Source organism: Streptomyces sp. NPDC107559 (assembly GCF_055657365.1).
This window is the reverse complement of sequence record NZ_JBVKBD010000020.1, coordinates 40,300-66,637: the sequence shown is the minus strand read 5'-3', so window position 1 is coordinate 66,637 and position 26,338 is coordinate 40,300. Positions and strand designations below refer to the sequence as shown.

The window sequence follows — 26,338 nt, the reverse complement described above, 5'->3', positions numbered from 1 at the left end:
GCTACAAGCGCCACCACCGCGAAGGCACGCCCGTCTGCGACGCCTGCACCAACGCCAACCGCGCCTACGCCAACCAGCGCCTCAAGACCAGGAAGGAAGCCGCCTGATGTACCGCAACGACAGCGACGCGCTCACCGTCATGGACTGGTTCTGTGGCGCCGGCGGCTCCAGCCAGGGCATGCACTCCATCCCTGGTGTCCGCATGGAGCGGGCGGCGAATCACTGGGAGCGGGCGATCGAGTCGCACGCCGCGAACTTTCCCACCGTCGACCACTACCGCGGTGACATCCGCGAGGCGCCCGTCGAGCAGTGGCCGGTCACCGACATCTTCTGGGCGAGCCCCGAGTGCCCGCAGTGGTCCAACGCCCGCGGCAAGCGCCGCGACTTCGACCGCTCGCTGCAGGGCGACCTGTTCGACGGATTCGGGCCGTCCGAGGAGGTCGAGCGCTCCCGCGCCCTGATGGAGGAAGTGCCGCTGTACCTGCGCGGCGTCCAGCAGCGAGGCGGCCTGGTCAAGGCAGGCGTCGTCGAGAACGTCGTCGACGTCCGGGCCTGGGACCAGTGGGACCGCTGGCTCGGCGAGCTCCACAAGCTGGGCTACTGCACCCGGGTCATCGCCCTCAACTCGATGCACGCCGACCCGCGCGCCGTGCACAAGGCGCCCCAGTCCCGCGACCGGCTGTACGTCGCCTACTGGCACGCCTCCCTCGGCCGTACCCCGGACTGGGACAAGTGGCTCCGGCCGCGCGCCTGGTGCGCCGGATGCGACCAGTACGTGCAGGCCGTCCAGCGGTTCAAGCAGCCCGGCCGCGACATGGGCCGCTACCGCCAGCAGTACGTCTATCGGTGTCCCAACGCCCGCTGCCGCAACCAGATCGTCGAACCCGAGACCCTGCCCGCCGCCGTCGCCATCGACTGGGCCCTGCCCGGGCAGCGCATTGGCGACCGAACCAAGCCCCTCGCCGAGAAGACCCTCGCCCGCATCCAAGCCGGCCTCGACAAGTTCGCCCGCCCCATGGTCGTCCCCGCCGGAGGAACCTGGCGCAACGATGCCGTCCCCGCCGACGAGCCGATCCCGACTCGCACCACGCGGGAGAACGACGGCCTCGCTATCCCGCCCTTCATCACCGAACTCCGCGGCGGCAGCAGCGTCCGCCAAGTCACCGACCCGCTCGCCACCGTGGCGACGTCCGGCGGACACCACGGCCTGGCCGTCCCGCCGCTCCTCATCCCCGTCGAAGGGCGCGATGGCAAGGAACCCGCCTCCGCCAACAGTCCGCTCCGCACGCAGACCGCCCGCAACGAAACCGGGCTCGCGTGGTTGCCGTTCATGGTCACCATGCGCGGCGGCGGCGACCAGCTCCGCGGCCGCTCCATCAACGAACCCGTCGGCACCGTGTCCGCCAACGGCAACCACCACGGCCTCGTCACCCCCGACATCCCCGCCATGGTCATGCGGAACAACGGCAGCAAGGGAGACGGCGGCGAACACTGCACCAGCGCCGCCGACTACCTCCGCACCATGACGACCGCCGGCCACCAGTCCCTCATCACCTGGGAGCACCTGCTCGTGCCTTACTACGGCAACGGCCAGGCGCGCACCATCCAGGAGCCCGTCGGCACCCTGTCGGCCCGCGACCGGTACGCCCTCGTTCGCGGCGACGTCGCCATCGAGGACGTCCTCTTCCGGATGCTCGAGCCCCACGAGATCGGCCGGGCCATGAGCTTCGCCGACCAGTACATCGTCCTCGGCTCCAAGCGCGAACGCGTCCGCCAGTACGGCAACGCGGTCACCCCGAACTGCGCCGAGGTCATCGTCTCGGCGCTCGTCGAGGCGATCACGGGCGAGGACATCGAGCGCCACGCCGAACCCCAGCTGACAGCCGCCGCGTGACCGCGACCCGCCCCGCACGCGCCGGGCTCTGACCGGCAGCACGCCATCAACCGTCCGCCAGCCCAACCGGAAGGAGCGCGTAGACATGCTGAACAACCAGATCATCGTCACCGATCCCGGCCTGCGCGCCTACGCGCACCGCAACGACCGGGGAATCGTCGATGCCGTCGAGCTCACCAGCAGCGAGTGGGAAGAGTTGCGGGCCCGGAACGCGAACTCGACGAAGGTCCACCTGGTCCAGTGTGCCAAGTGCTGGGAGCTCTACCACGACGTCCAGTGGCTGAAGACGTACAACCTCCGCGACACCCGCGTCATCAGCCACCAGCCGGGCGAGTCCCGTCCGGACCACGACTACGAACCGGTGGAGACGGAAGAACACCGGGCCTACAACAACCGCGCCTTCATGATCGGCGAGGCCGAGGGCTACAACCCGCGCAAGGAAGCGTGGGCGCCGAACAGGAAGACCCGCGCTGACGTGCTCCTTACGGGGACGCTGACGATCGCCTACGAGCACCAACACTCCCCGTTCAGCGCCACCGGCCGCTACAGCGCCCCGGAGCGGGCGCGTCTCGCGGCGGCCGTCGGACGCACCGCGATGTGGCACACCACCAACGACAAGGTCCGCGGCCAGGTACCGATACTGCGCACCGACGGCGGGCTGCCGCCCAAGGTCATCCTCAACCCCAACTACCGACACGAGTTCCGAGGCGGTATCTACCGCATCGAGATCTACACCTGCACCGTGCGCGAGGGCTACGAGTGCCCGAACGGCAGGTTCAGCGGCTGCGGCAAGCCGCACGCCCGTGGGCAGGTCACGGCCGGCCAGCTCGACGACGTTCTCCGCGGCGCCCCAATCGGCGCCTACATGCCCGTCGTCGACGCCCAGGTGATCCGGGCGCCCAAGTTCTTCTGGACCGACATGGGGTCCTACGGCCAGTACCTCGCCTACATAGCCAGCCCGGCCGTCCCGCACGCCGACGGCTCGACGGCCGGACGGGCCTGGACCCGGAAGGGCCGCCGTGCCGGGCACTCCCGATCCAAGGAAGCGGAGCTCGAAGCGATGCGCTCTCAAGCCGTCGATCTGTCCATCCCGCAGCAGCGCACCACCTCCGCACCGGCGCCGACCACGGCCGCCTCGCAGCGTCCGAGACCTGGCGCCTGCGACACCGGCCGCCCGACGTGCGGCAGGCCAGCGCGCTTCTACCCCGCCGGCTGGCGGTGCGACGAACACCGCCCCACCAGCTACTGGCGCGCGCCCTAGCAGGCACGCCCCCGACCACCTCAGCCAGCACACACGAGAGAAGCCTCTTATGCCCTGGGTCAAGCTCGACGACCGCTTCCCTTCCCACCGGAAGGTCGCGCTGTTGTCGGATCGAGCGTTCCGGCTGCACGTGTCGGCGATCTGCTGGTGCGCCGAGAACCTGACCGACGGGCGGATCAGTGTTCGCGAGCTGCCGCTCGTGGCGCACGTCCGGGGCATCAAGGCGACCGCGAAGGAGCTGGAGGAGGCCGGCGTCTGGGACCGCGCCACCGACGGCTGGGTGATCCACGACTACCTGGACTACAACCCGAGCCGCGAGCAGGTACTGCTGGACCGGAAGAAGAACGCCGAACGGCAGGAGCGGTTCCGGCAACGGAAGAAGGGCGAGCCGACGCCCCCCGACGGGTCTAGTAACGGGCGCAGTAACGGCGTTACTTCAGGCGCCGTCAGCACCCAGAAAGAGTCAAATCGAGGTCAAACGCTGCACGACGGCGACATGAGTGCACGGGGAAACAATTCCGTTTCTGAGATAACGCCGCAGGTCATCGAGCTGCGTAACGCTGTTACTAACGGCGCCCCGACCCGACCCGTACCCCTATATAGGGCTGATGCAGGTGGTTCTTCTACAGGTAGTGGCGCCGAAAGCGGCCAGCGGCCTGACGGCCTCCACTCCATCCCGGACGACTTCCACCTGAACGACACCATGCGCCGCTGGGTTGTCGCCCTCTACCCGGCTCTCGACCCCGACTTCGAGACCGAGCAATTCATTCGCTACTGGCGCAGCGAAGGCCGCCGCAAGCGCAACTGGCACGACGCCTGGCAGAAGTGGATCGCCGACTCCGCCAAGAGAGCCCGCGACCGCCAGCAGAACGCCCCCGCCGGCAGCCCCCACCGCCCAGGCAGCGGCTCCCGCGCAGAGACGCACACCGCAGACGACTACACCAACTCATCCGTAGAGGACCTGTTCGCATCATGATCACCACCGACCACCACGCCTGGCGGGCCGAAGCCCAGGCCGAAGCCGTCGCCTACCGCCTCGAAGCCTTCCTCAACCGCATGCCAGCCGCCTTCGCCGAGCCGGGAGAACTGCGCGCCGACGTCCACACCTGGATGGACGCCTTCCTCGGCGGCCACCACGGCTCGCTCATCCTCACCGGCGAGATCGGCACCACCAAGACGTGGCACCTGTGGAAGCTCAACGAAACCCTCATCCGCCGCGGCTGGCGCGGCCAGTTCCGCATCGCCACCACCTACGACGTCAAGCTCGCCACCGACCGCCCGATCGACCACGAACAGCTCACCTCCTGGCGCGAGGCAGACCTCTACGCCATCGACGACCTCGGCGCCCGCGCCGTCAACGACTGGACCGCGGACGCCATCAGCGAGCTCATCGACGCCCGCTGGCAGAACCGCCGCCCAACGCTCATCGCGACGAACCTGACAACCCCCGAGATCCGCAACGTCCTCGGCGACCGGGCCGCCTCACGCATCGGCGACGGCGCCACCGTTGCCCACTTCACCGGAGCCGACCGCAGGAAGGGCGCGACCAAGTGACCTACGACGACTACGAGTCCGAGCCGCAGCGCGAGTCCCTGCCTCCTCAGGACATGCCAGCGGAGATGTGCGTCCTCGGCTCGATGCTGCTGTCCCGCGACGCCATCGCCGACGTCACCGAGATCATCAAGAACCCGGCGGATTTCTACCGGCCGGCCCACCAGACGGTCTTCCAGGCGATCGTCGCCCGCTACAACCTCGGTGCACCCGTCGACCCGATCGTCCTCGCCGACGACCTGGCCAAGGCCGGAGACGTCAGCCGCGTCGGAGGTGCCGCCTACCTGCACCACCTCGTTCAGCAAGTGCCCACCGCCGCTAACGGCGAGCACTACGCCGAGATCGTCCGCGAGAAGGCGGTACTGCGAAACCTGCAGTCGGCCTGCACCCGCACCCTGCACGAGATCGCCGACGGCACTGCAGAGACTGGCGAACTCCTCGACGACCTGCGTGCCGAGGTCGACGGCATCGTCGACGACACCAGCCGCGGCGACGAGGACACCCTCATCGGCACGGACGGCGAGGACTTCCTCGAGCAGCTGGAGAACCTGCAGAAGCACGGGCCGGCCCGAGGAGTGAAGACCGGGTTCACCGACTTCGACTCGCTGACCAACGGCCTCCAACCCGGGCAGCTGATCGTCATCGCGGCCCGGCCCGCCATCGGCAAGTCCACGCTCGGCACGGACATCGTCCGCCACGCGACGATCGTCGAAGGGCTGCCAGCCGTGTTCTTCAGCCTGGAGATGTCCCGAACCGAGCTGAAGATGAAGATCGCATCGGCTCAGGCAAAGATCGCCCTGCACCACTTGCAGAGCCAGAGCGGCATGACGGACGACGACTGGACCCGCCTCGCCAAAGTCTGGCCAGTGATCAACGCTGCGCCGCTCGACATCGTCGACGACCCCGGACTGACGTTGACGAAGATCCGCTCCCACTGCCGGCGCATCGCGCGCAAGCGGGACCTGCGCCTCGTCGTCGTCGACTACCTGCAGCTGATGGAAGGCGAGCTGACCGGCCGCAGCGAGAACCGGCAGCAGGAAGTCGCAAAGATCAGCAGGAGCCTGAAGAAGCTCGCCGCAGAGCTTCAGGTTCCTGTGATCGCAATGTCGCAGCTGAACCGGGGTGCGGAACAGCGCACCGACAAGAAGCCGCTCCTGTCCGATCTGCGCGAGTCCGGGGCGATCGAGCAGGACGCCAACATGGTCATCCTCTTGCACCGCGAGGACGCCTACGACCGGGAGAGCCCTCGCGCTGGCGAAGCCGACTTCATCGTGGCGAAGAACCGCGGCGGCCCGACGGCAACGATCACCACCGCGTTCCAGGGGCACTACTCCCGCTTTGTCGACATGGCCCAGACGTGATCGCCATGACCGACACCTGTCCCAACTGCTGCCGCCGCGGCGTCCGGCCGCGAGCCGAGCGATCCGACGGCACTCAGAACCGTTCCGCCTACCGCTGCCCCCGCTGCGGCCACGCCTGGATCACCAGCCGACTCCGCACCGCCTACCCCACCACCTGACCGCACCCGTCCGGTTCCAGCCGCCCACACGACAGAAGGACACCCCAATGACCACCAGCCCGCTCACCGCACAGCAGCTCAACGAGATCACCGAGTCCCACCCCGGCGACTGGTACGCCGGTGAATGGCGCAGCGAGTACATCGACAGCACCGACGACCAGCCCGCCCGCTACATCGTCAAGCACGAGGAGTCCGGCACCGTCCTCGCCGTGCTGCCGGACTGGGCGGGACCGATCGCGCTGTTCATCGCTGACGCGCACGAGACACAGCCCGCGCTGCTCGCCGAGATCCGCCGGCTCCACGACGAGCTGGTCGCCTCTCGTGCCAACACCTTTGGCGAGGCAGCCGGTATCGCCGAGGGCGCCGTGGGCCTGTTCGCCGACAGCGACGAGGCCGCAGCAGCAGCGGGCGCGATGGAAGGGCTCGCGATCCGCTTCCGCCGCATGGCCACAGCCGTGGAAGCGTCGGTCACCCAGGCCCCCACCGAGACCGGCATCGGCTCGATCACCATCCGCAGCGAGAGCATCCAGCTCGACAACGGCGAATGCCTCCGCGACCTGGCCGTCGGCGACAGCGTCGAACTGCGCCCCGGCACCGGCCACGAGGGGCTGTGGATCGCCGCCGCCTTCCACGGCGACTACCGGGACCGGATCACGCTCCAGTACGCCGAGGTCGTCGAGGACTGCGGCAACGACCCCGTGACCGCCTGCGAGTTCAGCGGCACCCGGCACGCGCACCCGGTCGACCTTGACGGCAAGGTCCGCCCCCGACCTACCCCGTGATCCATGAGCACGGCCGCGGGCGTTCGAGTCGCCCGCGGCCGGCCCGCCCGATTCTCGCACCGACCAGGAGCAGCACATGCCGTACCCGCCCGCCGATGACCGGCTCCGCCACCTCCTCGCCCAGCGGATCAACCCCCACGTCGACACCTGGAAGCTCGCGTTCTTCATCGCCGGCGCGATCGTCGACGAGCCGGAGATCCGCGCCGAGTTGAACCGGATCGCTGCCGCTCACGCCGCGGGCGAGCACTGCGGCGACAGGAACTGCCCGGACTGCTTCGCCGCCACCACGACCTGACCTCGCCTGCCTGTGGGGCCGTCCGTCGTGGCGGCCCCACCCCACCCCAGGAGCAACCCGTGACCGAACAAACCGCCGCTGACGCCCTCGCCACCGCGCGGGCCACGAACCAGCGTCTCAACCTCCGAGTACAGCAACTGGAGTCCGAACTCGCCGCGTACCGGCGCGCCGTCACCGACTGGGAGATCACAGACGACGGCACTTACGTGCCGCTGCGTTCCCTCGCTGTGATCGCGAAGGCGGCAGGCGTCGCGGTACCCGAGCGGTGGGAACTCCACTATGAGCGGCTGGCGCGGGCCGAGGCTGCCGTCGTGTCCCCGCCCGCGGACCGGGCCGACCTCCGCCAGCGCATTGCCGCCGCCATCTGGGAGCGGCAGAACCCCGGCCGCCACTGGGCCGACTGCGAGTACCGGTGGCGGGCCGACGCCGAGGAAGACGCCGACGCGGTCCTCGCGGTGCTGCCCGGCATCGACGCGGCCTCAGTGCGCGTCGAGACGCTGCGAGACGTCGCCGAGATCTGCGACGAGGCAGGGTCGGTGTACGCCGGGAAGGCGCTCAACGACCACGCAGCCGCAGCGTTCACGCTCATGGAGCGCTTCCTCCGCAAGGCGGACGAGGCCGAGTACGTGGCCACGCCGTGCGCCCCGATGGCTCTGTGCGAGGACGGCGGCGAGCCGTGCCACATCCATGAGCGGCTGATGGCGCACTCGGAGGGCGACCACGAGCTGTGCGCGCCGGACTGTGGCGGCTCGTGGCCGCGCCGGATGGCCGACGAGGCGCAGCAGCCCGAGACCGCTGCGGGTCGGGCCGACGAAACACTAGGCACCGAGACGGCGGCAGCCGACGACGAGGGTCTACGCGCCAAGGTCGTTGAGGCCACCACAACGCTGCGCCGCGTGCGCTCCAGCCTGGCGACGTTGAAGGAGCAGGGCGCCACCGGCCGGACGTACCACCAGGTGATCACCAACGCCCTCGCAGGCCCGCGCCCCGACGACGTGCCGGAGCCCCAGACCGAGGAGGACATCGTCCGCGAGCACGTGACCACCCTGCACCTGATCGGGGAACAGCTCGCCGAGGTCGAGTCGTGGATGTGGGCCCGCCTCGCCGACGTCCGCGCCGCCACGTCTGTTGCTGCCGCGCCCGCGAAGGAGCGGCCGTGATCGCCGAGTTCGTGGCCGTGTGGGCCGCGCTCGCCCACGCCCTGGATCTCGTCGAGCGGCTGCTGTGGGCGGCACTGGCGGCCGGGATGGTCGTGCTGTGCACGCTGCCGCTGACCGCACCGCACGCCCGAGGCGGGACGCAGCGGGGGCTAGGAGTGCCGCAGGGGGCCTCGCGGGACTCTCGCGCCACCGGAGACGCTCCCGAGCCCGCAGACGGGCGTGTACGCCCTCGCCCCGCGTGGGCCACCAACCAGCCGACCGACATCGAGGAAGCCGCATGACCGAGGACGAGCGCGACGACCTGATCGACCTGCTCCCCAAGGACATGGTCGTCTGGACCGACGACGAGGAACTCCAGCACTTCGGGCACGCCACCATCCGCTGGTGGCTCGACAACCTCGACCACCCCCGCAGCGGCCCGACGCACTCCTGCTGCAAGTCCTGCGGCTGCGGCGGCCCCTGCACCCTCGGCGCCTTCCATGACGCGCTCGTCACCAGCGTCGTCCGGGAACTCGACCGCATCGGCGCCCTGATCACCCCGCCACCCGCGACCACCGCCTGACCGCCCGTCACGGTGCCGTCCACCCAGACGGCACCACCCCGCACCAGGAGCGCAGCATGACCAACCCCATCCCGGACGACGTCCGCGCCCTACTCCTTGCAGCACTCAACGGCGAAGCCCCGGCAATCGTCTGCCTGACCCGATGCGAGCCCTGCATGTACGGCGAACACCACGACCCGCCTGCCCCACACCAGTGGGCCGGACCCGAAGACATCGAACACGCCGCAGCAACGGGCCAGCCCGAGCCCACGGGCAACTGCGGATGCCGCTGCGCGAGGAGTACGACATGACCTGGGGCCCCCGCGCCTGCCGGGCCGCCGCCACCGTCAGCCTCACCCTCGGCGTTATCGCCGGAACCTGGCACCCGCTCCTCGCCCTGCCCGGACTGGCCGGCGCCGCGATCCTCGCCTGGGGTGTAGCCCTGTATCGAGCCGAGGCTCGAGTCGCCGCGATCCTCGCCGAGGAAGCCGCGCGCCCGGTCACCGACCCCGCGCCGCCCGACGGCGTCCGACCGCCGCTGCCGCGCCGCGACACCTACCGCCTCGACGCCGCCACCCAGGCCGCCTTCGAGGCGATCAGCGCCCACTACGACGACCGGAGCGCGGCATGAGCAGCCCGCCCACCGCCGAGGACCAGCTCCGCACCCACGTCCGCGCCGCACTCACCGCCCGCGGCATCCCCCAGGCCGAAGCCTGCCGACAGCTCGGCCTCTCCACCAAGCACCTGAGCCAGATGCTCACCGGCCGGGCCACGCTCACCCTCACCTGGGCTGAGGGACTGCTCGGCCTGTGCGGACTGGACCTCGTGATCGGCACCCGGCCCGACTCCAGCGAGGAGCAGCACACATGACCGAGCACTGGACCACCCACGACCTCCCCGGCATCCGCTGGGACCCCGACGACGAGCCGCCCGACGACGAGGACACCGGCCGCCGCATCACCACCATCCACCTGGTTGGAGACCTCCTGTGACCACCCAACTCCCCGGCGGGAGGCCGATGTGAGAAACCCCGGTGTCGAAGGGCAACCGCTCAGCCCCGGCCAGCTGGCAGCGCTCCGTCTCGCCGCCTCAGGGCTCACCAGCCGACAGATCGCCAACCGCCTCCAGACCACCGAGCAAGGCGTGCACCTGCGGCTGAAGGAAGCAGCGGTCCGACTGGGGGCCCGCAACCGCACCCACGCCGTCGTGATCGCCCTGCGGCGGCACCTCATCCGCTTCGACGAACTCGACCTCAACGAACCCAGGAGCCGGCCGCCCGCCCGCATCACCAACGCCGCCACCTCTCGCACCGGCCCCACGCCCGCTGAGGAGGGCCGCCTGGACCGCGAGTACTGGACCGCCAGATACGACCGCTAGCCCTGCCCGCACAGCCCGCAAGGAGCACCGACGTGAACGCCTGCACCGTCTGCCACCGCGACCTCTACGCCGACGAACTGGACCATCAGGCCTGCCGCCCCTGCATCGACCGCGTCGACCTGACCCTCCGGGCGCTCGCTGGCCCCGACGGGCTGTACGCCCGGCTCGCCGACTCCCTCCACCCCGGATCCGGCAGCGGCGGGCCCGCCGTCTCCGGCAGCCGCACCGCGCCCCTGCCGGTGCGACTCGACCCCCTGAGCCTCGCCGCCCGCGGGGGAGTGGTGACCATCCTGCAGACCTGGCTCGTCGACTGGCACGACCTGCTCGGCTACCGGCACCCCCGCTGGGACGGCGATCTCCAGCAGCAGTGCGACCAGGTGGTGAAGCGGCTGCGCGTCCTGCTGCCGTGGGCAGGTGAAGTCCATGGCGCGTTCGACGAGTTTGCCCGCGAGGTCGGGCAGCTGCGGCGGCAGTGCGAGGCGGCCACCGGCGGCGAGCGGCCGGCGCGCCGCGTTCCCGTCAGCTGCCCGTGCGGGCACACGCTGCGCGTCACCCTCGACACCGCCGGCGTCCGCTGCCCCGGCTGCGAGACCAGCTACGGACACAGCGAAGCGCTCCGGCTGCCGCTCGCCGAGAGGCGGGCGGCGTGAGCCAGCGGACGGCAGATCGCGTATAGCGGATCGCGTATAGCGGATCGCGGATGAATCTCGGCGGGCGGCATCACTCCGATATCGCCCGCCAGATAAGCTGGAGGCGCAGTGACATTTTCTCACTCGGAGGCCGGGATGAGCGACGAGCCGTGGACCATCGAACGGATTCGCGACGCCCTCGGCAACCCTGCCCTGGCCCAGCGCTTCCTCGGCGAGATCAACCGGGCGCCGGCGCACGAGCTGCTCGGCGTCTTCGCCCGCTGGGAGCGGATCGCGAAGGACACCCTGGCTGCTGTAGAGCGTGGCCGGGAGATCGCTGCTGCTGAGGCCCGCGGCGAGGAGCCGGCCGGTGAGTGGACTGACGTCACCGATCGGGTGCTCGCCGACGCTGCCCGCATCCGGGCCCGCGGTGCCGCCTAAGCGAAACCGGGCCACGCACGGTCACCACTCCGCTACGCTTCGATTCACGTCACCTACCACGGACCGGGGCACAACTGCTGTTGATCAACCATGCCGTGGAGCCAGCGTGAGCTACCGCCTCAAGTACGACCCGGCCGCCGAAGCCGTCCACGAAGCGATGCCGGCCGCCGCCAGCGAAGCCCTCACCCTGGCTCTTGCCGACGCCTGCCACGATCCCATCGGGGCGACCGCCCCCTACGGCGACGTCGAGGACGACGTGATGCGGATGATCGTCGCCGGGCAGGCCTTCGCCGTCCTCCTCGTCGGACAGACGCTCAAGACGATCACCGTGCTGCAGGTCACCTACCTCGGCTGACAGAGAGCGCCCCCGCCCAAATCACTTGGGCGGGGGCGCTTCGTCATGCCGTCAGACCAGGCGCACGAACGCCCGCTCCCCGTTGTGGAAGTGGACCGTCACGCCCGGGCTGCGGTCCCGAGCCGACCACACGTCGATGCGTTCTGTGTCCGCCGGCTCCGATCCGCCGATCACCCCAGCCAGCCACGCATCCGGCGCACCATCCAGCGGCGCCTCCGTGAACGCCGGCGGGCCCGCCGTGACTGGAGGCGTGGGAGCGTCGTGCTTGGCGCCATCGGCCAGCTGCCCGACCACCTGCCAGCGGCGCTCCCGGCCGCCGACCGTCATGGCCAGCGCATACGGGTGCGGGCCGCTCTCGATGGCGTCCACCTTCCCGACACCCGGGGTGTTCTTCAGCAGGCCGATCAGGTAGTCGCGGTACTGCAGGGGTCGCATCTCGTTCCTCTCCCGGTGGGGCCGGGCCAGCCTATGTGCTGACCGGGCCGAAGGTGGGATCAGGCGGCCTCCTCGACGGCCGCCTTCTTCGGGTTCTTGATCACATATCGGACCCAGGACTGCGTCAGCCCCAGCCGTGCCGCGAGCACCTCGACCGGGACACCCCGCCGGTGCGCTGCCCGCACGACACGGTTCCGGCGCAGCTTCCACTGGGCTACCGCGGTCTTACTTGCGATCATCCGTTCAAGCACCGCTGCCAGCCCGAGCAGCAGCCGGCCGGCAGCATCGTTCCAACCCCGCCCCATGCAATCCCCCTTGCGTCGAGGACAACAGCAACCGCACTCCACCGTCACGACAGGGGAGTACAGCCACAAGGGCGCACGGCGGGGCGCACGACAACGCCCCCAGCCAGCAGGCCGGGGGCGTTGATCGTCAGGCGGACTTCGGGTAGCCGCTCCAGGGTTCGTCGTCGCAGTCCGGATGGTGCATTCGGTTGTGGAGCGGACGCTCTGACCGGATGGCCTTGATCTCGGCCGTCTCTGCTTCCTCGCGCGTGTCCAGCCACTCGGCGGTGTAGCTGGCGATGTCGTGTCGCCACAGGCGGGGCTTGTGCCACCGATGCGAGTCGTAGCGCTTTGCCGGGTTACACGAGATGCCGATGTAGAGCAACTGGCCCTGGCTGTCGAATAACCGGTACAGGCTGGTGCGGCCCTGGTCCGGCATGTTCTTGTACGGGCGGCGGGTCACTCGGGCCTCCGGCTGTACTTGCCAATCGTCTTCTGGGTGGTGGACGAGTCCTCGAGGCGCAGCTCCCAGGGACCGGTGTTGATGTCCATCTCCTTGCCAAAGCCGACCCACTTGCCGGCCATGCGGGTGCCGGTCGGTTCGATCAGCATCTGGATGGCGCCGTGGTAGCGGGCCCCGCGGTAGTAGCCGTCGGTCGCGGTCTGCTCGACCCAGGTGCCGGTGATGACGCTGCCGTCGACCGTGAGGTCCATCGTCAGCGGCGAGTCGGGGTTCGAGGACGCCTCCGGCAGCGAGCGCACTGTCAGCCGGTTGCCGTGCTGGAGCACGACCACGTAGTGCATGCCGATGAAGCTGGAGTCCCGGCCGCTCGAGAAGTACTCGTAGCGCGACAGCCAGACGCCGCTGTAATTGGCGTGCGGTGAGGCCGCTGGAGTAGGGCCGGGAACGGGTGCGGCCACGCCAGCTGTCGATGGGTGGACGTCGTGGCCACCTGCGCCGTCCGCGGCGACCCGGGCCATGGCAGGGGAGGCGAAGCCGAGGGTATCGATCGGCATACCAGTGACCGCTTCGAGAGCGCGGGCGTATCGGGGGCTAGGGGCGGCGATGGCGCCGGACTCCCAGCGCTGAACGAGCCGCTTGCTGGGCTCGATCGGGGATCCCGCGCGCACGCCTGCCTCTCGGAGCGCGGTGGCGAAGTCGTCCTGACTGAGCATCATGGAGATGCGAACCGCCCGGAGCGTGGAGTTAGGGGTGGTCATGCACTCACGGTAGCGGGATGTCGCCACGATGTCGCCTCAGATGTCGTCGCGCTCGATGCTGACCGGCTGTCACCTTGTAGGCATGCAACGGACTCGGTTACCGACCCGTGGCGATCTGTTCGGCTCTCGATCCCGACATGCCGAGCAGCTCGCCCACCTCGCGCCATGGCCTGTCCTGCTTGAGTTCGCGGACCGCCGCTCGCTCCAGTTCGCGTGCCTTCTGATCGCCGACGTTCAGCACCTCGCGAAGTTCGCGGGCTGCATGGAAGCGCTCGATGGCGTCGGGAATCTGTGCGAGGCGTCCCGTCTCGGACTCGATGGTGGAGGTGAGCGCTTCTGTCATGGACGTAGCGTATGGGCGAATTGGCGTCACTTCAAGACTCCTCTTGACACCCCCGCTCGCGACGCTACAAGATGTCTCTTGAAGCCGACGGGGCTCCACCCTCGGAAGGCCTCACTGCCGCTCCACCGGCACCCACAAACGAAGACGGCCCCGGCGCAGCGACTCCACTCGCTGACCGAGGCCTAACCGATCAGGTACCTGCTAGGGAGACCCTGATGGCTGCAGACCAGCTTAGCGGTGCGTCCGTGCGCACCGACCACTCCACCTCCATCCCGGCGACCGCGCCGGGTCACCACCTCGCCCCGGTCGCGCTCGGCGCCCCCGGCCCGAAGCAGCAGATCGTGTTCGTGCCGTGCCCGGACTGGTGCACCACGAACCACGTCGGCGAGTGGGTCCACTTCATTGAGGACCTCGACCACGCGGGTCGCGAGTTCTCCGCCCGGATCGGGTCGTTCTTCAACGGCGACAAGCCCGTATACACGCTGAGCACGACGGTCGGCGTCGACCCGATGTCGTCGGACCTGCAGATGCGGGCCGCGCACGTCATCGTCGGGGACGCCGGTAGTGTCGACGCCTATCTGACGCCGGTCATGGCGGAGCAGGCGGCGGCCGACCTGCGCAAGCTGGCCGACAAGCTCGACGAGAACGCCCGCACCGCCCGCCTGCACAACGCGGCGGCCGAGGCGAAGGCGGTCGTCGCATGAGCGCCCTCTCCCTCGCTGACCGTCTCGCCCACGAGGCCGGCTCGCACGTCCGCCGGACCCCGGCCGAGCCGAAGCCGTCCCGCCGGGTGCTGGAGTCGTTCCCCGCTGGTGCCCCGCGCGGGCAGTGGCCGGCCGAGTCCTTCGCCGCCGAGCAGCGTCGCCAGGGTGTCCCGGCCCGGGTCGTCATGGACCTGGACGCGGACCGCTTCCTCGTGATCGTTGAGGTGGCGTCGTGATGGCCGACAACAAGATGATGCTGCGCTGGCAGCGTGAGGCGCACCGCGCGGTCGGCGACTTCCTGGCCGCCGCCACCGCGCTGGGCCTACCGGCCGCCGCCTGGACCATCGCCGAGACCGGCGCGGTCACCGGCGCGGTCCACGGCCTGGGCCGCACCCCGGAGGAGCAGCGCGCCAACGTCACCGCGTGGGCTCGCTACTTCAACCTCCCGATCGCCGAGCGCGCTCTGAGGGACGGGAGGGTCACCCTGACCGTCCGCTTCAAGACGGAGACGATGGTCGGCGGCGTGATCCGCGCGGACATCCACCCGCCGATGGACGACGAGGGCGGTGATCGGTCGTGACCGACGCCGAGCGTGCCGAGCTGTCGAAGAAGGTCGCCGAGGCCAACCGCCGCAGCGAGGACCGGCCCAAGTAGTACCCCCAGTACCGCCGCGGGCGAGCCATCCCCCCGTCCTCGCCCGCGGCACCCCCTTCCCTGCCACGCGAAAGGCACAGCCATGTCCGTTCCCGTCCTGTCCCTCGTCTCCGCCGATGACCCGTTCGAGGCGCTGGTCGCCGACGCCGAGGCCGCCATCCGCGCCGGCTTCATCGCCGACTACCTGGCCGCCACCAACCCGATCACCAGGGCGCACGTCGCCTACGAGGTCGAGCTGTACGACGCGGCGAACCCCGACGAGCCGCCGCTCATGGACGAGATCCGCGGCCTGCACACCCCGGCCGCCGCCTGATGGCCGGCGCGCACCGCGCCCACGTCAGCTGCACCGCCAAGGGCAACGGCCGCTACTCGCATAGCTGGACCTGCACTTGCGGACGCCAGGGCGGCAGCTACGGCACCCCGGCCGGCGCCCTGGACGCGGCCCGCAAGCACGAGGGAGGTGGTCGGTGATGGACACCAGAAGCGCCGACGAGCTCCACGACAAGGTGCGCCGCTCGCGGGAGATCGGCCGTCAGATCGCAGAACTCCTCAACGAGGCGGCCAGGCTCGCGCCCGGAGCGGTGTCCGCTCAGGTGTCTGGCCTGGGATTCCAGATCCGCGGAGCCGGCGGCGGTTTCGTCGCCATCACCCGGTAGCCCACCCGAAGACCACACGAAAGGACCGAGTCCCGTGAGCAGCTGGCACGAAGAGCGTCGCGCCGATAAGGCCGCCGACGCCGCCGAGCGCCGCCGCACCGACGAGCACCGGGCCACGCTGCGTCGCGACGAACGCCGTAAGGACCGCGACGAGGACCGCGAGATCAAGGCGCAGGAGCGCCGCGACAAGGCCGCCCGCCGCCAGGCCCGTGCTACCCGTCGGGAGAAGACCCTCACCCCCGGCAACGTGTACCGGCGCGGCACCCTCGCTCTGGTCACCGCGTCCGCGCTGGCGTCGCTGCCCGCGCAGGTCGCCCACTTCGCCGGTGTCTCTCTAATGCTGCTGCCACTGCCGTTCGCGCTGGAGGGCGCGGCGTGGGTGATGGCCGCGGGCGTCGCCTACGCCGACGAGCGGAAGCTGCCCGCCTGGGTGCGGTGGCTGCTGCGCGGGCTGTGCCTGAGCGCGGCCGGCTACGCCGCCTGGATCAACTACGGGTACGGGCTGGAGACCAGCCCATCGGTCGCTTACGGCCTGGCCGCCGTGTCCCTGCTCGGCCCGCTGTTCTTCGAAGTCCGCCAGTGGGTGACGACTCTGTCCTTCGATGCGGGGGAGCGGAAGCGGCGTGGGGAGGCGAAGGCCCGCCGTAAGCACGAGAAGCAGCGACGTAAGGACCACAAGGACGTCGTGAAGCTGGCCCACCGGCTGGTGTCCGCCGCCCCGTTCGGGACGCTCGACTTCGAGGACGCCTTCGTCGCCGCGTGGCAGATCTTCTACGGCTCCGAGACGCCCGGCATGACCCCGGCGATGCACGCCCAGCAGCTCGCCGCTCGGCAGTCCCTCGCTCAGGCGATGGATGCCGCGAACGGTTCACCGATAAGCGCTCGCAGCCGACTGCTTCAGAGGCTCCACCCGGCCCCCTCAGTGCTGCTCTCCGCCCCTGGATCTTCGCAGGTCGCGTCCGATCTACCCCCCGCCCCCAAGGGGCCGCAGAAGACGGCTCAGAAGGGTGGCCGTAAGGCGCCTCCGCTGCACCGCCGCACCAAGGGCGACTCGGAGCCGTTCCATCCCATCGCCAAGAACGAAGCCGCCCTCGAGCGCGGCGCGACACCCCGCCGGATCCCGGCCGTTAACGGCCACCACTGACCCCGCCCGAACGACAACCCACTCACCCAGAAGAGAGAAGCCATGAACCCCACCATCCGCCGGATCGCCGTCTCGGGCAGCGCGGCCGCCGCCCTCCTCGGCGGCGCCGCCGCCATCACCGCCGCCAGCACACCGCAGGCTTCCGCCGTCGAGATGCAGACCGCCAGCCACCACGCCGTCACCGCCCCCGTCAGCCTTCCCGACGGCCGTACCGTTCGGATCGTCGGGCTCGGCGGCTACGGCCACACCGCCACCGCGACTCACGTCGCCACCATCGCCGGCTTCCACAGCGACGGCAGCACTGGAACCCAGCTGCAGAACCCCTACAGCACTGGCCAGGTGCCCGCCGACTACAACCAGCAGATGCAGACCAAGTCCGGCGGGGGCGCCATCGGCGTCGGTGTCACGACCATCGCCCTCCTCGGCATCGTCGTCTTCTACAAGGTGCGGCACGGAGGCCTGAAGGTCAGCGACGCGGTCATCGGCGGCCTGTTCGGTATCGCCCTGTCCGGCACCGTCATCGGCGCCATGGGCAATCAGCTCACGACCTCTCTCGTCGGATCCCTCGGCACCATGCTCGGCGGTCTCGGCTAGCCACCCCCAGCGGGGCCCCAAGTGGGCCCCGCCCCCATCCATGGAAGGACAAGGCCAGTGACCACCGAGATGCCGCCGCGCCCCAAGCACGCACCCGACGCGCCTCACCAGCCCACCGACATAGGGCCCACCCGCGGCGACCGCATCAAGGCTGCATTCGCCGTACAGCGCGGCCACGCCACCGCCCGCTCCCGCGAGTGGCTCGCCACCCGCGACCTCGCCGACGCCGACATCATCGACGCCGCTGTGCGCGAAACCGAGCAAGACCGCCACCAGGCGGAAGCCCAGCTTGAGCGGCGCATCGCCCAGCAGCGGGCACGTCTCGCCCCCCTTCGGGCAGTCGCGAAGCACGACCCGAGCGAAGCCAACGCTTCATACATGGCCCACCTCGCCGGCGAGATCGCCATGCTGGAGAGCCAGCTCGAGAACCTCCGCGTCCAGATGCCGGCACTCATCACCGACCGGGAGATCGACAAGACCCGCACCAAGAAGAAGGCGCAGCGTGCAGGCCTGGCAGCCGCTGGCTTCGTCGGAGCGTTCCCCGTGATGGGGCAGGCCGTCGAGCTGGCGGCTAACGGCCAGCCCATCCTCCTGGCCGCCCTCGGTACCGCTGCCGGCTACGGCTGGTACCTGGTGTCGCGCCCTTTCGACGCCGGCCAGCCTGCACCTGCCCCGACCATGGAGGCACAGCTGGCCGCCCCGGTGGACATGACCAAGCCGGAGTCGCAGCCTGGAGCGCGGGAGTTCAACGCCCCGCCGCCGCCCGCACTGACCGCGCAGCAGCTTGAGGAAGCCCTCCGGAAGATCGGCATGGTGAAGGGTGACGACCAGCTCGCCATCCTGGCCGTCCCACAGCGCGAGAAGGACGGCAACACCACCGTCGTCTTCGACCTGCCTGCCGGGCAGAAGGTCGCCACCCTGCAGCAGAAGATCGAAGAGTTCGCCGGGGCGATCGGCCGCGACTCGACCATGGTCGACATCCAGAAGGCCGGCAGCGCCGTTCGCACCAGCCTGTGGATCACCGACCAGGACCCGTTCGAAGACACCCGGCCCTCACCGCTCCTCAAGGCTTCCGGGCAGATCGACGCCTTCAAGGACGGCGTGCCCGTCGGCTGGGGCAAGCGCGGCAACACCATCAAGCTGCCGATCAGCACCTCCAACATCGCCATCGGCGGCGGCACCCGCTCCGGCAAGGGCGTCGGCGCCTCCAACCTGGCCGTCGGCTCCACCTTCGACCCGCGCATCAACCTGCGGATCGTCGCCGGAAAGAACAACGGCGAATGGGACCCCTACGCCAAGGCCGGGATCGCGTCCACATACTTCAAGCCCGACCCGGCCCGACTCCTTGCCCTGCTGCAGGCCCTGATCGCAGACAAGGACCGGCGCGAGGCCGAGCTCGGCAAGCTCGGCAAGAGCAAGCTCGTCGCCCCCGTCATCGACCAGATCGGCGGCCTGGAGCTCCTCATCATCGACGAACTCGCCACCTACACGCGGCCCGGCAAACCGCTCGCGGAGGAGATCCTCGAGGCGCTGGTCCTCCTCGCCTCGGTCGCCGCGGGAGCCGGGATCCTGCTCGGAGTCATCACCCAGTACCCGGGTGTCGACGTCTTCCCGACCGAGCTGGCCATCAACTTCACCACCAAGTGGGCGATGCGCGTCGACACCGCGCAGCAGTCCAACGCCATCCTCGGTGCCGGATCGTCCGGCATGGGCCGCGACGCCTCCAAGTTCGACCCGCCCCGCCCGGGCCTGGGCTGGCTCGTCAACCCGTTCGCCGGCCTCACCGACAAGGCCCGCTCCTTCGACCTTGACGAGGACGAGCGCGGCGAGATCACGATGCTGCTGCAGCGCGCGGCCAAGCTGCGGTCCGCGGCAGGCCGGCTGGCCGGACAGTGGGACGACCCGATCGAACGTCACCTGCTGAACGCTACCGGCCTGTCCTCGGCGGCTGGCGGACCGAAGCGGGACGGCATCCCGGGCCGGAACGTCCTCAACCACACGCCCGAGCAGCGCATGCAAATGGATGCACTGCGCGGCTGCCTGAAGGCGATGCAGGCGCTCGGCCGGGACGTGGCGCAGCTCGCGGAGATGGCCGAGCTCGTCGGTGGCGGCATGGCGGAGAACCGGCTCGGCAAGCTTCTGCGCGACGGTGGCGCGGGTGGCACCGTCAAGGTCGACATCGAGGGCCGCGGCCGGGTGAACGGCTACCAGAAGGCCGACATCGCCGATGCGCTCAGCCTCCTTGAAGGCAACTGACATGTGAGCTTTGACCCGAAAAATCACCCGGACATCGACCTATATGCCCCGGTCTGTCCATCTGGGCGACCCGGACGGCGCCCGGACACCGCCTGGGCCATGTCCACCCACCGTCCCACTCCTCAATGGGTGCAGACCGGGGCAAACCATGCCCTGTCCACCCGTACATACCATGATGAAACGGAAGGAAGTGCCCTCATGGCTCGCACCTGGCAGCCCCAGCAGTCCAAGGAGTTCGCCCGCCAACTCACGCTCGGCAAGCCCTACTACGTGACCATGCCGGTGTCCCGCCCCGTCGCGCCCTACGAGGACTCGAGGCTGGCCAGCACCCACATCTTCACCAAGCGGCTGCCGCTCACCCGGACGCCCTGCACCGACTTCGGCTCTGACGCCGAGACGATCTGCCGCCTGTACGGACCGATCTCCGACACCCCGCCCCGCGGCGTCCGCAACATCGCCGACCCCACCCCCCAGGTCGGCGCCCCCCTCGGCCACGACTACCGGGCCCAGCTCGACGAGGCCGAACTGCGCGGCCTCGAGAAGCACGTCCGCGACGGCAGCGACCCCATCACCCGGCAGCGACTCGGCCGCCGACGCTGAGCCGGGGCGCCCCTCGAATGCCTGCAAGCGACCAGGGGCGCCCCGCACCACCTGCCCGATCAAGATCAGACAAGGAGAGCCCCATCATGCCTCAGCGCATGACCGATCAGGAATGGGAGGCGCAGAACGGCGACCTCTCACCCGCCGAAGCGAACACCCGCGGGCTGTGCTGGCACTGCTCCGGCAAGGGCGCCAACTTCACAGCCTTCGGCAGCGTCCAGCGCAGGGTCCCCTGCCCCGAATGCCGCGGCAACGGCAAGGCGACGCGGTGACCACCGCCACCGTCCGCGCGAGCGCACCAGCCGAACTCGACCTCGACGCGCGCCTCGCAGCCCGCGAAGCCGCCATGACCGTGCGCCTCGACGAAGCCGCGGTTGAGTTCGAAATCCGCACCGCCCACATCCCCGGCGCCGACCCGCTCCCCGAGATCACAACGCCCGTGCCGCTCACCCCCACCTCGGCGCCGACCCCCTACACCACCCCGATTGCCGCCACCCTCCACCGGGCCCGCCACCGCCTCGAAGTCGACGGCTGGACCACGGAAGCCGCGGTATCCGAAGCCGGCGCCCGCTGCCCCATCGGCGCCATCCGCGTTGAAGCGGCGACTCACTGGCAGGCCGACGACGCCTGCGTGCTCCTCCTGGAGGTCATCCGCCGCGACTTCGCCGACGCCGAATCCATCCCGTCATGGAACGCCCAGCAGTCCGGTCCGCGGCTCGCCCTGCTCTACCTCGGCCGCGCCGCCGAACTCGCCCACGCCCGAGGGCTGTGAGGCCCGCCGATCTCGAATCGGTGAATGCGCAACCGAACCACCCACTCCTGCATCATCCGGCGATACTCTGCCGATCCATCACAGTCCTGGGGGGACCATGACGACCGATCTGCCACCCGCGCCCGGCACTCCGCCCATGCCCGACCACGCGCCGAAGCCGGCAGCCAAGAGACGCCGCAACCTGATCGTGGCCGCCGGTCTGGCCATCGCCCTCGGCATCGGAGGCACCGCCTACTGGCTCAGCCGGCCGTCCTACGACGACATCGCCCGCGACTGCGCCCACGCCCTGAAGGAGCGGGCCAAGGGCGACAAGGAGAAGCCCGCCGCGTGCGACGGGCTCACGAAAGACGACTACAGCGCGCTGCTCATGTCGCAGACCATGGACGACCTCGGCTGGCTCGACGACGACGGCAACTTCGACAAGAACAAGATGCTCGAAGACAGCCTCGACGGCACGCCGTAACCGCTAGCCGGCAACGCCTGAGCCCTGGCCATCGGTCGGGGCTCTCGCCGTATCCACGTCCTTGCTTGACCTCGGCGATCACCGTATGTCACAGTGCCCCCAGGGCAGTACACGTGTGCCCGCAAGCCTCTAAGGCCCCCAGCCACTGCCGGGGGCCTTTTGCGTGCCCGGGGGTGGACCATGCATCCGACCGAGCTGTACCCCGACGACCTCGTCTTCGAGGACCAAGCCGTCGCCGCAACCGGCGTTCCCGGGGCCGTGATCCGACAGTGGGCCCGACGCGGAAGGATCCGCCGCTACCAGGGCGACAGTCGATACTCCGGCAACGGCCACGAGTACAAGACCATGTACGCCCTGCCCGAGATCGAGGAACGGGCCAAGACCTACCGGCCCATGCCGCAACGCCGGCCCAAGGCCGCGTGATGTGCGACGTGGACGACGAGGACGACCCGCCTGTGCAGTGTTGGCACATCGAGGCGGACAGTCCCTGCGACTGGGATATCTGTCGCCAGCCTGAACGGCTGGCCGCTGGGGACTACGGCACCGACCCAGCGATGTAGCGGGGAGGAGCGGACTGATGGCCAAGCTCGCCCTACCTGAAGGCCGCCGTGACGCCCTCTGCGAATGGCTCACCGCGAGCGGGATCAGCCCCAATGATGTTCCCGTCGATGCCGACATGACCATCGACAAGGGACCCACCGGCCGGTTCCTGCGCTGCGAGGTCTTCGATCGCAGTCCCGACGGGCGCATCCAACTCGATGAGCGGCGCGCAGGCCCGGCCCTCGTGGTCGTCAATGTTCCGCTTCGAGTTGAGCCGCCCGAGTGGTGGGAGCCGCACGAGAAGCCGACCCGTGAGCAGCTCCTCGCTTCGGTCGAGCGCGTGCTGAAGCTGCACGCGGAGGAGTACGGCTGCTGCTCCCACTGCACACGTGAGGACTCGGTCATCTACCCATGCGCGACAGTGCGCGCCCTCGATGGAGGTAGCAGCACCAGCGCCACCCTCACGGTGCAGCCCAGCAGTACACCAGGTATGTCCTGAGTGGGCAGCAGGGCCACAGCCCAGGCAGTGGAGGTGACCGTGGCCTACAGCAAGGGACGATCGGGTACGCCGTGGCTTCGAGTGCAGGCCCAGGTCTTTGCCGAAGAGGCGGACTGCTGGCTGTGCGGAAGGTACGTCGACCAGTCTCTCGACGGCCGGCGGCACCCTATGGCCAAGACGGTGGATCACATCCGTGAGCTGTGGCAGGGCGGCGATCCGCTGGACCGGGCGAACTGTCGGCTCGCGCACCGGCGGTGCAACACGGCGAAGTCGAACCGGCTGAGGGCCCGGTCGAGGCCGAAGCCCCGGATTTCGGTGGACGTGACAACCCTCTGACCTGCACGTATGTCAGAATGTCCAGTTCGATCCGATTTTTTGATCAAGCCCGCGCTGACCCCGCCCCCACCTAAAAGCCCTCTCCCCCCGCGAAAAATACACAGGGGGAGATGATCATGGAGGGGGTCTGGAGTGGTGAGGAAGACTCCGCCGGATCTTGGTCCTCGCGGTAAGCGGCTCTGGCGGGAGATGGCGGGCTCTGGCTCTCTGACTCCGGCGCACTGGGTGCTTCTGGAGGAGGCTTGCCGTCTCTCTGACCGGCTCGATTGGCTCAACTCCATTCTCCAGCGGACCTGTTCGCCGGTCAAGGCGAACGACGGAGACAACGAGGGTGAATCTCCAGCTGTTGGGCCTCTTCTCGCGGAAGCTCGGCAGCAGCAGACGGCTCTTCGGGGGCTCGTGGCGGAGATTCGGCAGGCTTCGAAGGGGTCGGTGCCGGCTGCGGTGCCGAAGGCGGGGGGTTCTGGTGTCTCGGACCTCACGGCGCGAATTGCTGCGCGGCGCGGCCAGGCCTCGAGTTGAGTGCGTGCCGCCGTCGGCCTACTCGCTGGGTGACGAAGCGGTGGAGCTCGCGCGGCGGGCCGGCCTGGTGCTGGATCCGTGGCAGGCGGATTCGATCCGGCTGATGCTGTCGGTACGCGAGGACGGCCGGTGGAGCTGTTTCGAGTACGGGGAGATTGTCAGTCGGCAGAATGGGAAAGGTGCGATCCTCGAAGCGCGTGCCCTCGCCGGCCTCTTTCTCCTCGACGAGCGTCTGATCATGTGGTCGGCGCACGAATACAAAGATCTCGACCTCACCACTCCGATGCTCACGCCACGGGGTTGGACAACTATGGGGGAAATCCATGAGGGCGATGAGGTATTCGCCCCCGATGGAACCCCCACCAAAGTGCTCGCTGCCCACCCTGTACTTCGGGACAGCGACTGCTACCGCGTGACCTTTGCCGACGGGCAGTCCCTCGTTGCCGGCTCCGGACACCTTTGGGCGGTCACGGAGGTTGCGCGTAGCGGTGCCACGAAGCAGTGCGTCGTAACGACGGACGAGATCCGATCCGCTGGGCTCGTCCACCACTGGGACCGGCCCAACGGCCGTGACCGCAACGTCTACCGCTGGCGTGTGGACCTTCCTGGGCCGCTCCAGTGCGAGGACGTTCACCTGCCCATTGACCCCTACCTCCTCGGCGCGTGGCTAGGCGACGGCGCCACGCATGACGGGCGGCTCACGGTCGGCAAGGACGACTTGCCGGAGCTCCTGGCGCAACTCGATGTGCTCGGAGAGCGGTACGCCGTGCACGAGGACAAGCGAACCGAGGGGCGCGTTTTCACTGTTCGCGTCTACGGGCTTCGTGCTCGACTGCGAGATCTCGGAGTGTTGGGCGACAAGCGGATTCCCGTGTCGTACCTGACATCCTCGGAACGCCAGAGGCGGGACCTGCTTGCTGGAGTCATGGACACAGACGGAGGCGTGTCCGGTCACCAGCTCATGGTGACGATGATGAACCAGCTCCTCATGGATGACGTCACCACGCTTATCCGCTCACTCGGCTACCGCGCCACGCTGCGACAATTCGAGGCCAAGTTGAACGGCCGTGATGCAGGAGCCATGTATCGGGCGCAGTTCGCCCCGAATGGCATCAGCCCATTTCGGTTGCAGCGGAAGAGCGCTGCGATCCGCAAGCTGAAAACCTCTCGGTCGGCGTACAACGCAATCGTGTCCATCGAACGCGTGCCGATACGGCCGACGCGCTGCATAACGGTCGCGCATGAGTCGGCCAGCTACCTGGCGGGCGCGGGGCTGATCCCGACCCACAACACCGCCATGGAGGGCTTCCGGCGTTTCAAGGCGGTGTTGAAGGGCTTGGGCGAGCCGCTGTCAGAGAACCTGATCGATGTCGACGGCGTCCCCATAAAGATCATCAATACGAACGGCGAGGAGTCGTTCGAGAGGTTGGACACCGGCGCTCGGGTGAAGTTCATCGCCCGCTCGAAGGGCTCGGGCCGAGGCTTCTCGGGCGACGCGAACCTGATCGATGAGGCGTTCGCGTACACCGCGGTCCAGCAGGACGCGCTGATGCCGACGATGTCGGCCCGCCCGAACCCTCAGATCGTCTATACCTCGTCACCGCCCCTGGACGGCGACGACGGCAGCGGCGAGGTGATGTTCGCGCTGCACGCGCGGGCGGAGGCCGGTGGAGACGACAGCTTCGGCTGGCGGGACTGGGGGATCGCTGGCGACCTCGACCACCTGGACGACATCGACCTCGACGACCGGCAGCTGTGGGCGGCGTCGAATCCGGCGCTCGGCTACCGGCTGTCGGAGGAGGCGGTCCTGCGGGAGCGCCGCTCGATGGGCGATGCCGGCTTCGCGCGCGAGCGTCTCGGCGTCTGGCCGCGCAAGTCGCAGGGCAACGCGGTCATTGATGCCGCGGCGTGGGTGGCTCTGGCGGATGCGGAGTCGCAGCGGGACCGCGAGTCGGGGGTGGCGATCGGCTTGGACATCAGCCCGCTGCGTGACTACGCCGCGGTGCAGGTGTACGGGCTCCGCGCGGACGGGCTGGGGCACACGCAGTTGGCGGACTACCGTCCGGGCACAAAGTGGCTGGTGCCGCGGCTGATTGAGTTGCGGGAGACGCTCGGCCCGATCTCGATCGCGATGGGGCGGGGGACGTTCGCGTTCCTGGAGACGGCGCTGGATGCGGCCGGGTTCCATCGGCCGGAGGATCCGGACGCGCCGCAGTCCGGCGATCTGGCGGTGACGAACGCGGTCGACATGGCCGCGGCTGCCGGCCAGCTGCTGGAGGCGGTGCGCGAGGAGAGCTTCCGCGTCGTTCCGAACCGGCATCTGGACGTGGCGGTCGCCTCGGCGAAGACGAAACAGACGGGCGAGACGATCGCCTGGACGGTGAAGGGCGTGGACGGCGACATCAGTCCGCTGGTGGCGATGACGCTGGCCCGCTGGTCCTACGTGACCCGGTCTCACCTGCTTGAGGGCAGCCAGTACGACGTTCTGCAGTCGATCTGTTAGGGGGCGT

Annotated in this window: 38 protein-coding genes and 1 pseudogene; 34 read left to right on the top strand and 5 right to left on the bottom strand. The window is 69.4% G+C overall.

From position 1 onward, the window contains the following. The first annotated feature begins 106 nt into the window (after nucleotides 1–106). The 17 genes and pseudogenes from ACZ7OY_RS37540 (at nucleotide 107) to ACZ7OY_RS37460 (ending at nucleotide 11,805) form a co-directional block, all read left to right on the top strand. Nucleotides 107–1,894, top strand: coding sequence for a DNA cytosine methyltransferase (locus tag ACZ7OY_RS37540; RefSeq protein WP_472250063.1), 1,788 nt, complete (start codon nucleotides 107–109; stop codon nucleotides 1,892–1,894). An 85-nt stretch (nucleotides 1,895–1,979) separates the two neighbouring features. Further along, a complete protein-coding gene (locus ACZ7OY_RS37535) occupies nucleotides 1,980–3,155 on the top strand; it encodes a hypothetical protein (RefSeq protein ID WP_472250062.1) in 1,176 nt (391 codons plus the stop codon). Between the two features lie 49 nt (nucleotides 3,156–3,204). Further along, complete coding sequence (locus ACZ7OY_RS37530; protein WP_472250061.1) at nucleotides 3,205–4,131, top strand: hypothetical protein; 927 nt, start codon at nucleotides 3,205–3,207, stop codon at nucleotides 4,129–4,131. Continuing rightward, nucleotides 4,128–4,574: pseudogene (locus tag ACZ7OY_RS37525) on the top strand (hypothetical protein); the annotation flags it as partial. The gene ACZ7OY_RS37530 and the pseudogene ACZ7OY_RS37525, both read left to right, overlap by 4 nt. After that, the gene (dnaB, locus tag ACZ7OY_RS37520) at nucleotides 4,556–6,067 is read left to right on the top strand and encodes a replicative DNA helicase (RefSeq protein ID WP_472250125.1); all 1,512 of its coding nucleotides are present in this window, start codon (nucleotides 4,556–4,558) and stop codon (nucleotides 6,065–6,067) included. The pseudogene ACZ7OY_RS37525 and the gene dnaB, both read left to right, overlap by 19 nt. Nucleotides 6,068–6,272: 205 nt before the next feature. Continuing rightward, nucleotides 6,273–7,007 carry a hypothetical protein gene (locus tag ACZ7OY_RS37515; RefSeq protein ID WP_472250060.1) on the top strand — a complete coding sequence of 245 codons (735 nt, stop codon included), beginning with the start codon at nucleotides 6,273–6,275 and terminating at the stop codon, nucleotides 7,005–7,007. Between the two features lie 76 nt (nucleotides 7,008–7,083). Continuing rightward, on the top strand, nucleotides 7,084–7,302 hold the full coding sequence (locus ACZ7OY_RS37510; RefSeq protein ID WP_472250059.1) for a hypothetical protein: 219 nt from the start codon (nucleotides 7,084–7,086) through the stop codon (nucleotides 7,300–7,302). 59 nt (nucleotides 7,303–7,361) lie between these two features. After that, nucleotides 7,362–8,462 (top strand): hypothetical protein, encoded by a 1,101-nt coding sequence (locus ACZ7OY_RS37505; RefSeq protein ID WP_472250058.1) that lies wholly within the window; start codon nucleotides 7,362–7,364, stop codon nucleotides 8,460–8,462. Then, nucleotides 8,459–8,743 carry a hypothetical protein gene (locus tag ACZ7OY_RS37500; protein WP_472250057.1) on the top strand — a complete coding sequence of 95 codons (285 nt, stop codon included), beginning with the start codon at nucleotides 8,459–8,461 and terminating at the stop codon, nucleotides 8,741–8,743. Before ACZ7OY_RS37505 ends, ACZ7OY_RS37500 begins: the two co-directional genes overlap by 4 nt. Beyond that, entirely contained in the window at nucleotides 8,740–9,024 is a 285-nt protein-coding gene (locus ACZ7OY_RS37495; protein ID WP_472250056.1) for a hypothetical protein, read from the top strand. The genes ACZ7OY_RS37500 and ACZ7OY_RS37495 overlap by 4 nt, the downstream gene beginning before the upstream one ends. A gap of 286 nt (nucleotides 9,025–9,310) precedes the next feature. Continuing rightward, nucleotides 9,311–9,634 (top strand): hypothetical protein, encoded by a 324-nt coding sequence (locus tag ACZ7OY_RS37490; RefSeq protein WP_472250055.1) that lies wholly within the window; start codon nucleotides 9,311–9,313, stop codon nucleotides 9,632–9,634. Then, nucleotides 9,631–9,873, top strand: coding sequence for a helix-turn-helix domain-containing protein (locus ACZ7OY_RS37485; RefSeq protein WP_472250054.1), 243 nt, complete (start codon nucleotides 9,631–9,633; stop codon nucleotides 9,871–9,873). The genes ACZ7OY_RS37490 and ACZ7OY_RS37485 overlap by 4 nt, the downstream gene beginning before the upstream one ends. Further along, complete coding sequence (locus tag ACZ7OY_RS37480; RefSeq protein WP_472250053.1) at nucleotides 9,870–9,995, top strand: hypothetical protein; 126 nt, start codon at nucleotides 9,870–9,872, stop codon at nucleotides 9,993–9,995. Before ACZ7OY_RS37485 ends, ACZ7OY_RS37480 begins: the two co-directional genes overlap by 4 nt. A 28-nt stretch (nucleotides 9,996–10,023) precedes the next feature. Further along, entirely contained in the window at nucleotides 10,024–10,380 is a 357-nt protein-coding gene (locus ACZ7OY_RS37475) for a response regulator transcription factor (protein ID WP_472250052.1), read from the top strand. A gap of 32 nt (nucleotides 10,381–10,412) precedes the next feature. Continuing rightward, nucleotides 10,413–11,030, top strand: a complete 618-nt coding sequence (locus tag ACZ7OY_RS37470; protein ID WP_472250051.1) for a hypothetical protein — start codon at nucleotides 10,413–10,415, stop codon at nucleotides 11,028–11,030. A 135-nt stretch (nucleotides 11,031–11,165) separates the two neighbouring features. Beyond that, a complete protein-coding gene (locus tag ACZ7OY_RS37465) occupies nucleotides 11,166–11,450 on the top strand; it encodes a hypothetical protein (RefSeq protein WP_472250050.1) in 285 nt (94 codons plus the stop codon). 106 nt (nucleotides 11,451–11,556) lie between these two features. Continuing rightward, nucleotides 11,557–11,805, top strand: coding sequence for a hypothetical protein (locus ACZ7OY_RS37460; RefSeq protein WP_472250049.1), 249 nt, complete (start codon nucleotides 11,557–11,559; stop codon nucleotides 11,803–11,805). A gap of 51 nt (nucleotides 11,806–11,856) precedes the next feature. On the opposite strand, the gene ACZ7OY_RS37455 is transcribed toward ACZ7OY_RS37460, so the two are convergent. The 5 genes from ACZ7OY_RS37455 to ACZ7OY_RS37435 all read right to left on the bottom strand — a co-directional run bounded on the left by ACZ7OY_RS37455 (nucleotide 11,857) and on the right by ACZ7OY_RS37435 (nucleotide 14,088). Continuing rightward, complete coding sequence (locus tag ACZ7OY_RS37455; protein ID WP_472250048.1) at nucleotides 11,857–12,240, bottom strand: hypothetical protein; 384 nt, start codon at nucleotides 12,238–12,240, stop codon at nucleotides 11,857–11,859. A gap of 59 nt (nucleotides 12,241–12,299) precedes the next feature. After that, a complete protein-coding gene (locus ACZ7OY_RS37450) occupies nucleotides 12,300–12,479 on the bottom strand; it encodes a hypothetical protein (protein WP_472250047.1) in 180 nt (59 codons plus the stop codon). A gap of 193 nt (nucleotides 12,480–12,672) precedes the next feature. After that, the gene (locus ACZ7OY_RS37445) at nucleotides 12,673–12,987 is read right to left on the bottom strand and encodes a GIY-YIG nuclease family protein (protein ID WP_472250046.1); all 315 of its coding nucleotides are present in this window, start codon (nucleotides 12,985–12,987) and stop codon (nucleotides 12,673–12,675) included. Next, a complete protein-coding gene (locus ACZ7OY_RS37440) occupies nucleotides 12,984–13,745 on the bottom strand; it encodes a helix-turn-helix domain-containing protein (protein WP_472250045.1) in 762 nt (253 codons plus the stop codon). The genes ACZ7OY_RS37445 and ACZ7OY_RS37440 overlap by 4 nt, the downstream gene beginning before the upstream one ends. 97 nt (nucleotides 13,746–13,842) lie before the next feature. After that, nucleotides 13,843–14,088, bottom strand: coding sequence for a hypothetical protein (locus tag ACZ7OY_RS37435; RefSeq protein ID WP_472250044.1), 246 nt, complete (start codon nucleotides 14,086–14,088; stop codon nucleotides 13,843–13,845). 215 nt (nucleotides 14,089–14,303) lie between these two features. Here ACZ7OY_RS37435 and ACZ7OY_RS37430 point away from each other — a divergent pair, with 215 nt between their 5' ends. From ACZ7OY_RS37430 to ACZ7OY_RS37350, 17 genes are all read left to right on the top strand, one after another. Next, complete coding sequence (locus tag ACZ7OY_RS37430) at nucleotides 14,304–14,792, top strand: DUF6907 domain-containing protein (protein ID WP_472250043.1); 489 nt, start codon at nucleotides 14,304–14,306, stop codon at nucleotides 14,790–14,792. After that, complete coding sequence (locus ACZ7OY_RS37425; protein ID WP_472250042.1) at nucleotides 14,789–15,028, top strand: hypothetical protein; 240 nt, start codon at nucleotides 14,789–14,791, stop codon at nucleotides 15,026–15,028. Before ACZ7OY_RS37430 ends, ACZ7OY_RS37425 begins: the two co-directional genes overlap by 4 nt. Continuing rightward, the gene (locus ACZ7OY_RS37420; protein ID WP_472250041.1) at nucleotides 15,028–15,372 is read left to right on the top strand and encodes a hypothetical protein; all 345 of its coding nucleotides are present in this window, start codon (nucleotides 15,028–15,030) and stop codon (nucleotides 15,370–15,372) included. The genes ACZ7OY_RS37425 and ACZ7OY_RS37420 overlap by 1 nt, the downstream gene beginning before the upstream one ends. Before the next feature lie 156 nt (nucleotides 15,373–15,528). Beyond that, a complete protein-coding gene (locus tag ACZ7OY_RS37415) occupies nucleotides 15,529–15,759 on the top strand; it encodes a hypothetical protein (protein ID WP_472250040.1) in 231 nt (76 codons plus the stop codon). Beyond that, nucleotides 15,759–15,917, top strand: a complete 159-nt coding sequence (locus tag ACZ7OY_RS37410; protein ID WP_472250039.1) for a hypothetical protein — start codon at nucleotides 15,759–15,761, stop codon at nucleotides 15,915–15,917. Before ACZ7OY_RS37415 ends, ACZ7OY_RS37410 begins: the two co-directional genes overlap by 1 nt. After that, nucleotides 15,917–16,102 carry a hypothetical protein gene (locus ACZ7OY_RS37405; protein ID WP_472250038.1) on the top strand — a complete coding sequence of 62 codons (186 nt, stop codon included), beginning with the start codon at nucleotides 15,917–15,919 and terminating at the stop codon, nucleotides 16,100–16,102. Before ACZ7OY_RS37410 ends, ACZ7OY_RS37405 begins: the two co-directional genes overlap by 1 nt. 34 nt (nucleotides 16,103–16,136) lie before the next feature. Continuing rightward, entirely contained in the window at nucleotides 16,137–17,246 is a 1,110-nt protein-coding gene (locus ACZ7OY_RS37400) for a hypothetical protein (RefSeq protein WP_472250037.1), read from the top strand. A gap of 42 nt (nucleotides 17,247–17,288) precedes the next feature. Then, the gene (locus ACZ7OY_RS37395) at nucleotides 17,289–17,840 is read left to right on the top strand and encodes a hypothetical protein (RefSeq protein WP_472250036.1); all 552 of its coding nucleotides are present in this window, start codon (nucleotides 17,289–17,291) and stop codon (nucleotides 17,838–17,840) included. Nucleotides 17,841–17,897: 57 nt separating this feature from the next. Then, nucleotides 17,898–20,096 (top strand): hypothetical protein, encoded by a 2,199-nt coding sequence (locus ACZ7OY_RS37390; RefSeq protein ID WP_472250035.1) that lies wholly within the window; start codon nucleotides 17,898–17,900, stop codon nucleotides 20,094–20,096. A gap of 198 nt (nucleotides 20,097–20,294) precedes the next feature. Continuing rightward, on the top strand, nucleotides 20,295–20,696 hold the full coding sequence (locus ACZ7OY_RS37385; protein ID WP_472250034.1) for a hypothetical protein: 402 nt from the start codon (nucleotides 20,295–20,297) through the stop codon (nucleotides 20,694–20,696). Nucleotides 20,697–20,782: 86 nt separating this feature from the next. After that, nucleotides 20,783–20,968 (top strand): hypothetical protein, encoded by a 186-nt coding sequence (locus ACZ7OY_RS37380; RefSeq protein ID WP_472250033.1) that lies wholly within the window; start codon nucleotides 20,783–20,785, stop codon nucleotides 20,966–20,968. Continuing rightward, nucleotides 20,965–21,468 (top strand): DUF6197 family protein, encoded by a 504-nt coding sequence (locus ACZ7OY_RS37375; protein ID WP_472250032.1) that lies wholly within the window; start codon nucleotides 20,965–20,967, stop codon nucleotides 21,466–21,468. Before ACZ7OY_RS37380 ends, ACZ7OY_RS37375 begins: the two co-directional genes overlap by 4 nt. A 97-nt stretch (nucleotides 21,469–21,565) precedes the next feature. Then, complete coding sequence (locus ACZ7OY_RS37370; RefSeq protein WP_472250031.1) at nucleotides 21,566–21,931, top strand: hypothetical protein; 366 nt, start codon at nucleotides 21,566–21,568, stop codon at nucleotides 21,929–21,931. Between the two features lie 180 nt (nucleotides 21,932–22,111). Continuing rightward, the gene (locus ACZ7OY_RS37365) at nucleotides 22,112–22,354 is read left to right on the top strand and encodes a hypothetical protein (RefSeq protein WP_472250030.1); all 243 of its coding nucleotides are present in this window, start codon (nucleotides 22,112–22,114) and stop codon (nucleotides 22,352–22,354) included. A gap of 154 nt (nucleotides 22,355–22,508) precedes the next feature. Beyond that, nucleotides 22,509–22,970 carry a hypothetical protein gene (locus tag ACZ7OY_RS37360; RefSeq protein ID WP_472250029.1) on the top strand — a complete coding sequence of 154 codons (462 nt, stop codon included), beginning with the start codon at nucleotides 22,509–22,511 and terminating at the stop codon, nucleotides 22,968–22,970. 39 nt (nucleotides 22,971–23,009) lie between these two features. Beyond that, on the top strand, nucleotides 23,010–23,306 hold the full coding sequence (locus ACZ7OY_RS37355) for an HNH endonuclease signature motif containing protein (protein ID WP_472250028.1): 297 nt from the start codon (nucleotides 23,010–23,012) through the stop codon (nucleotides 23,304–23,306). Nucleotides 23,307–23,832: 526 nt separating this feature from the next. Continuing rightward, on the top strand, nucleotides 23,833–26,331 hold the full coding sequence (locus tag ACZ7OY_RS37350) for a hypothetical protein (RefSeq protein ID WP_472250027.1): 2,499 nt from the start codon (nucleotides 23,833–23,835) through the stop codon (nucleotides 26,329–26,331). The last annotated feature ends 7 nt before the right edge of the window (nucleotides 26,332–26,338 follow it).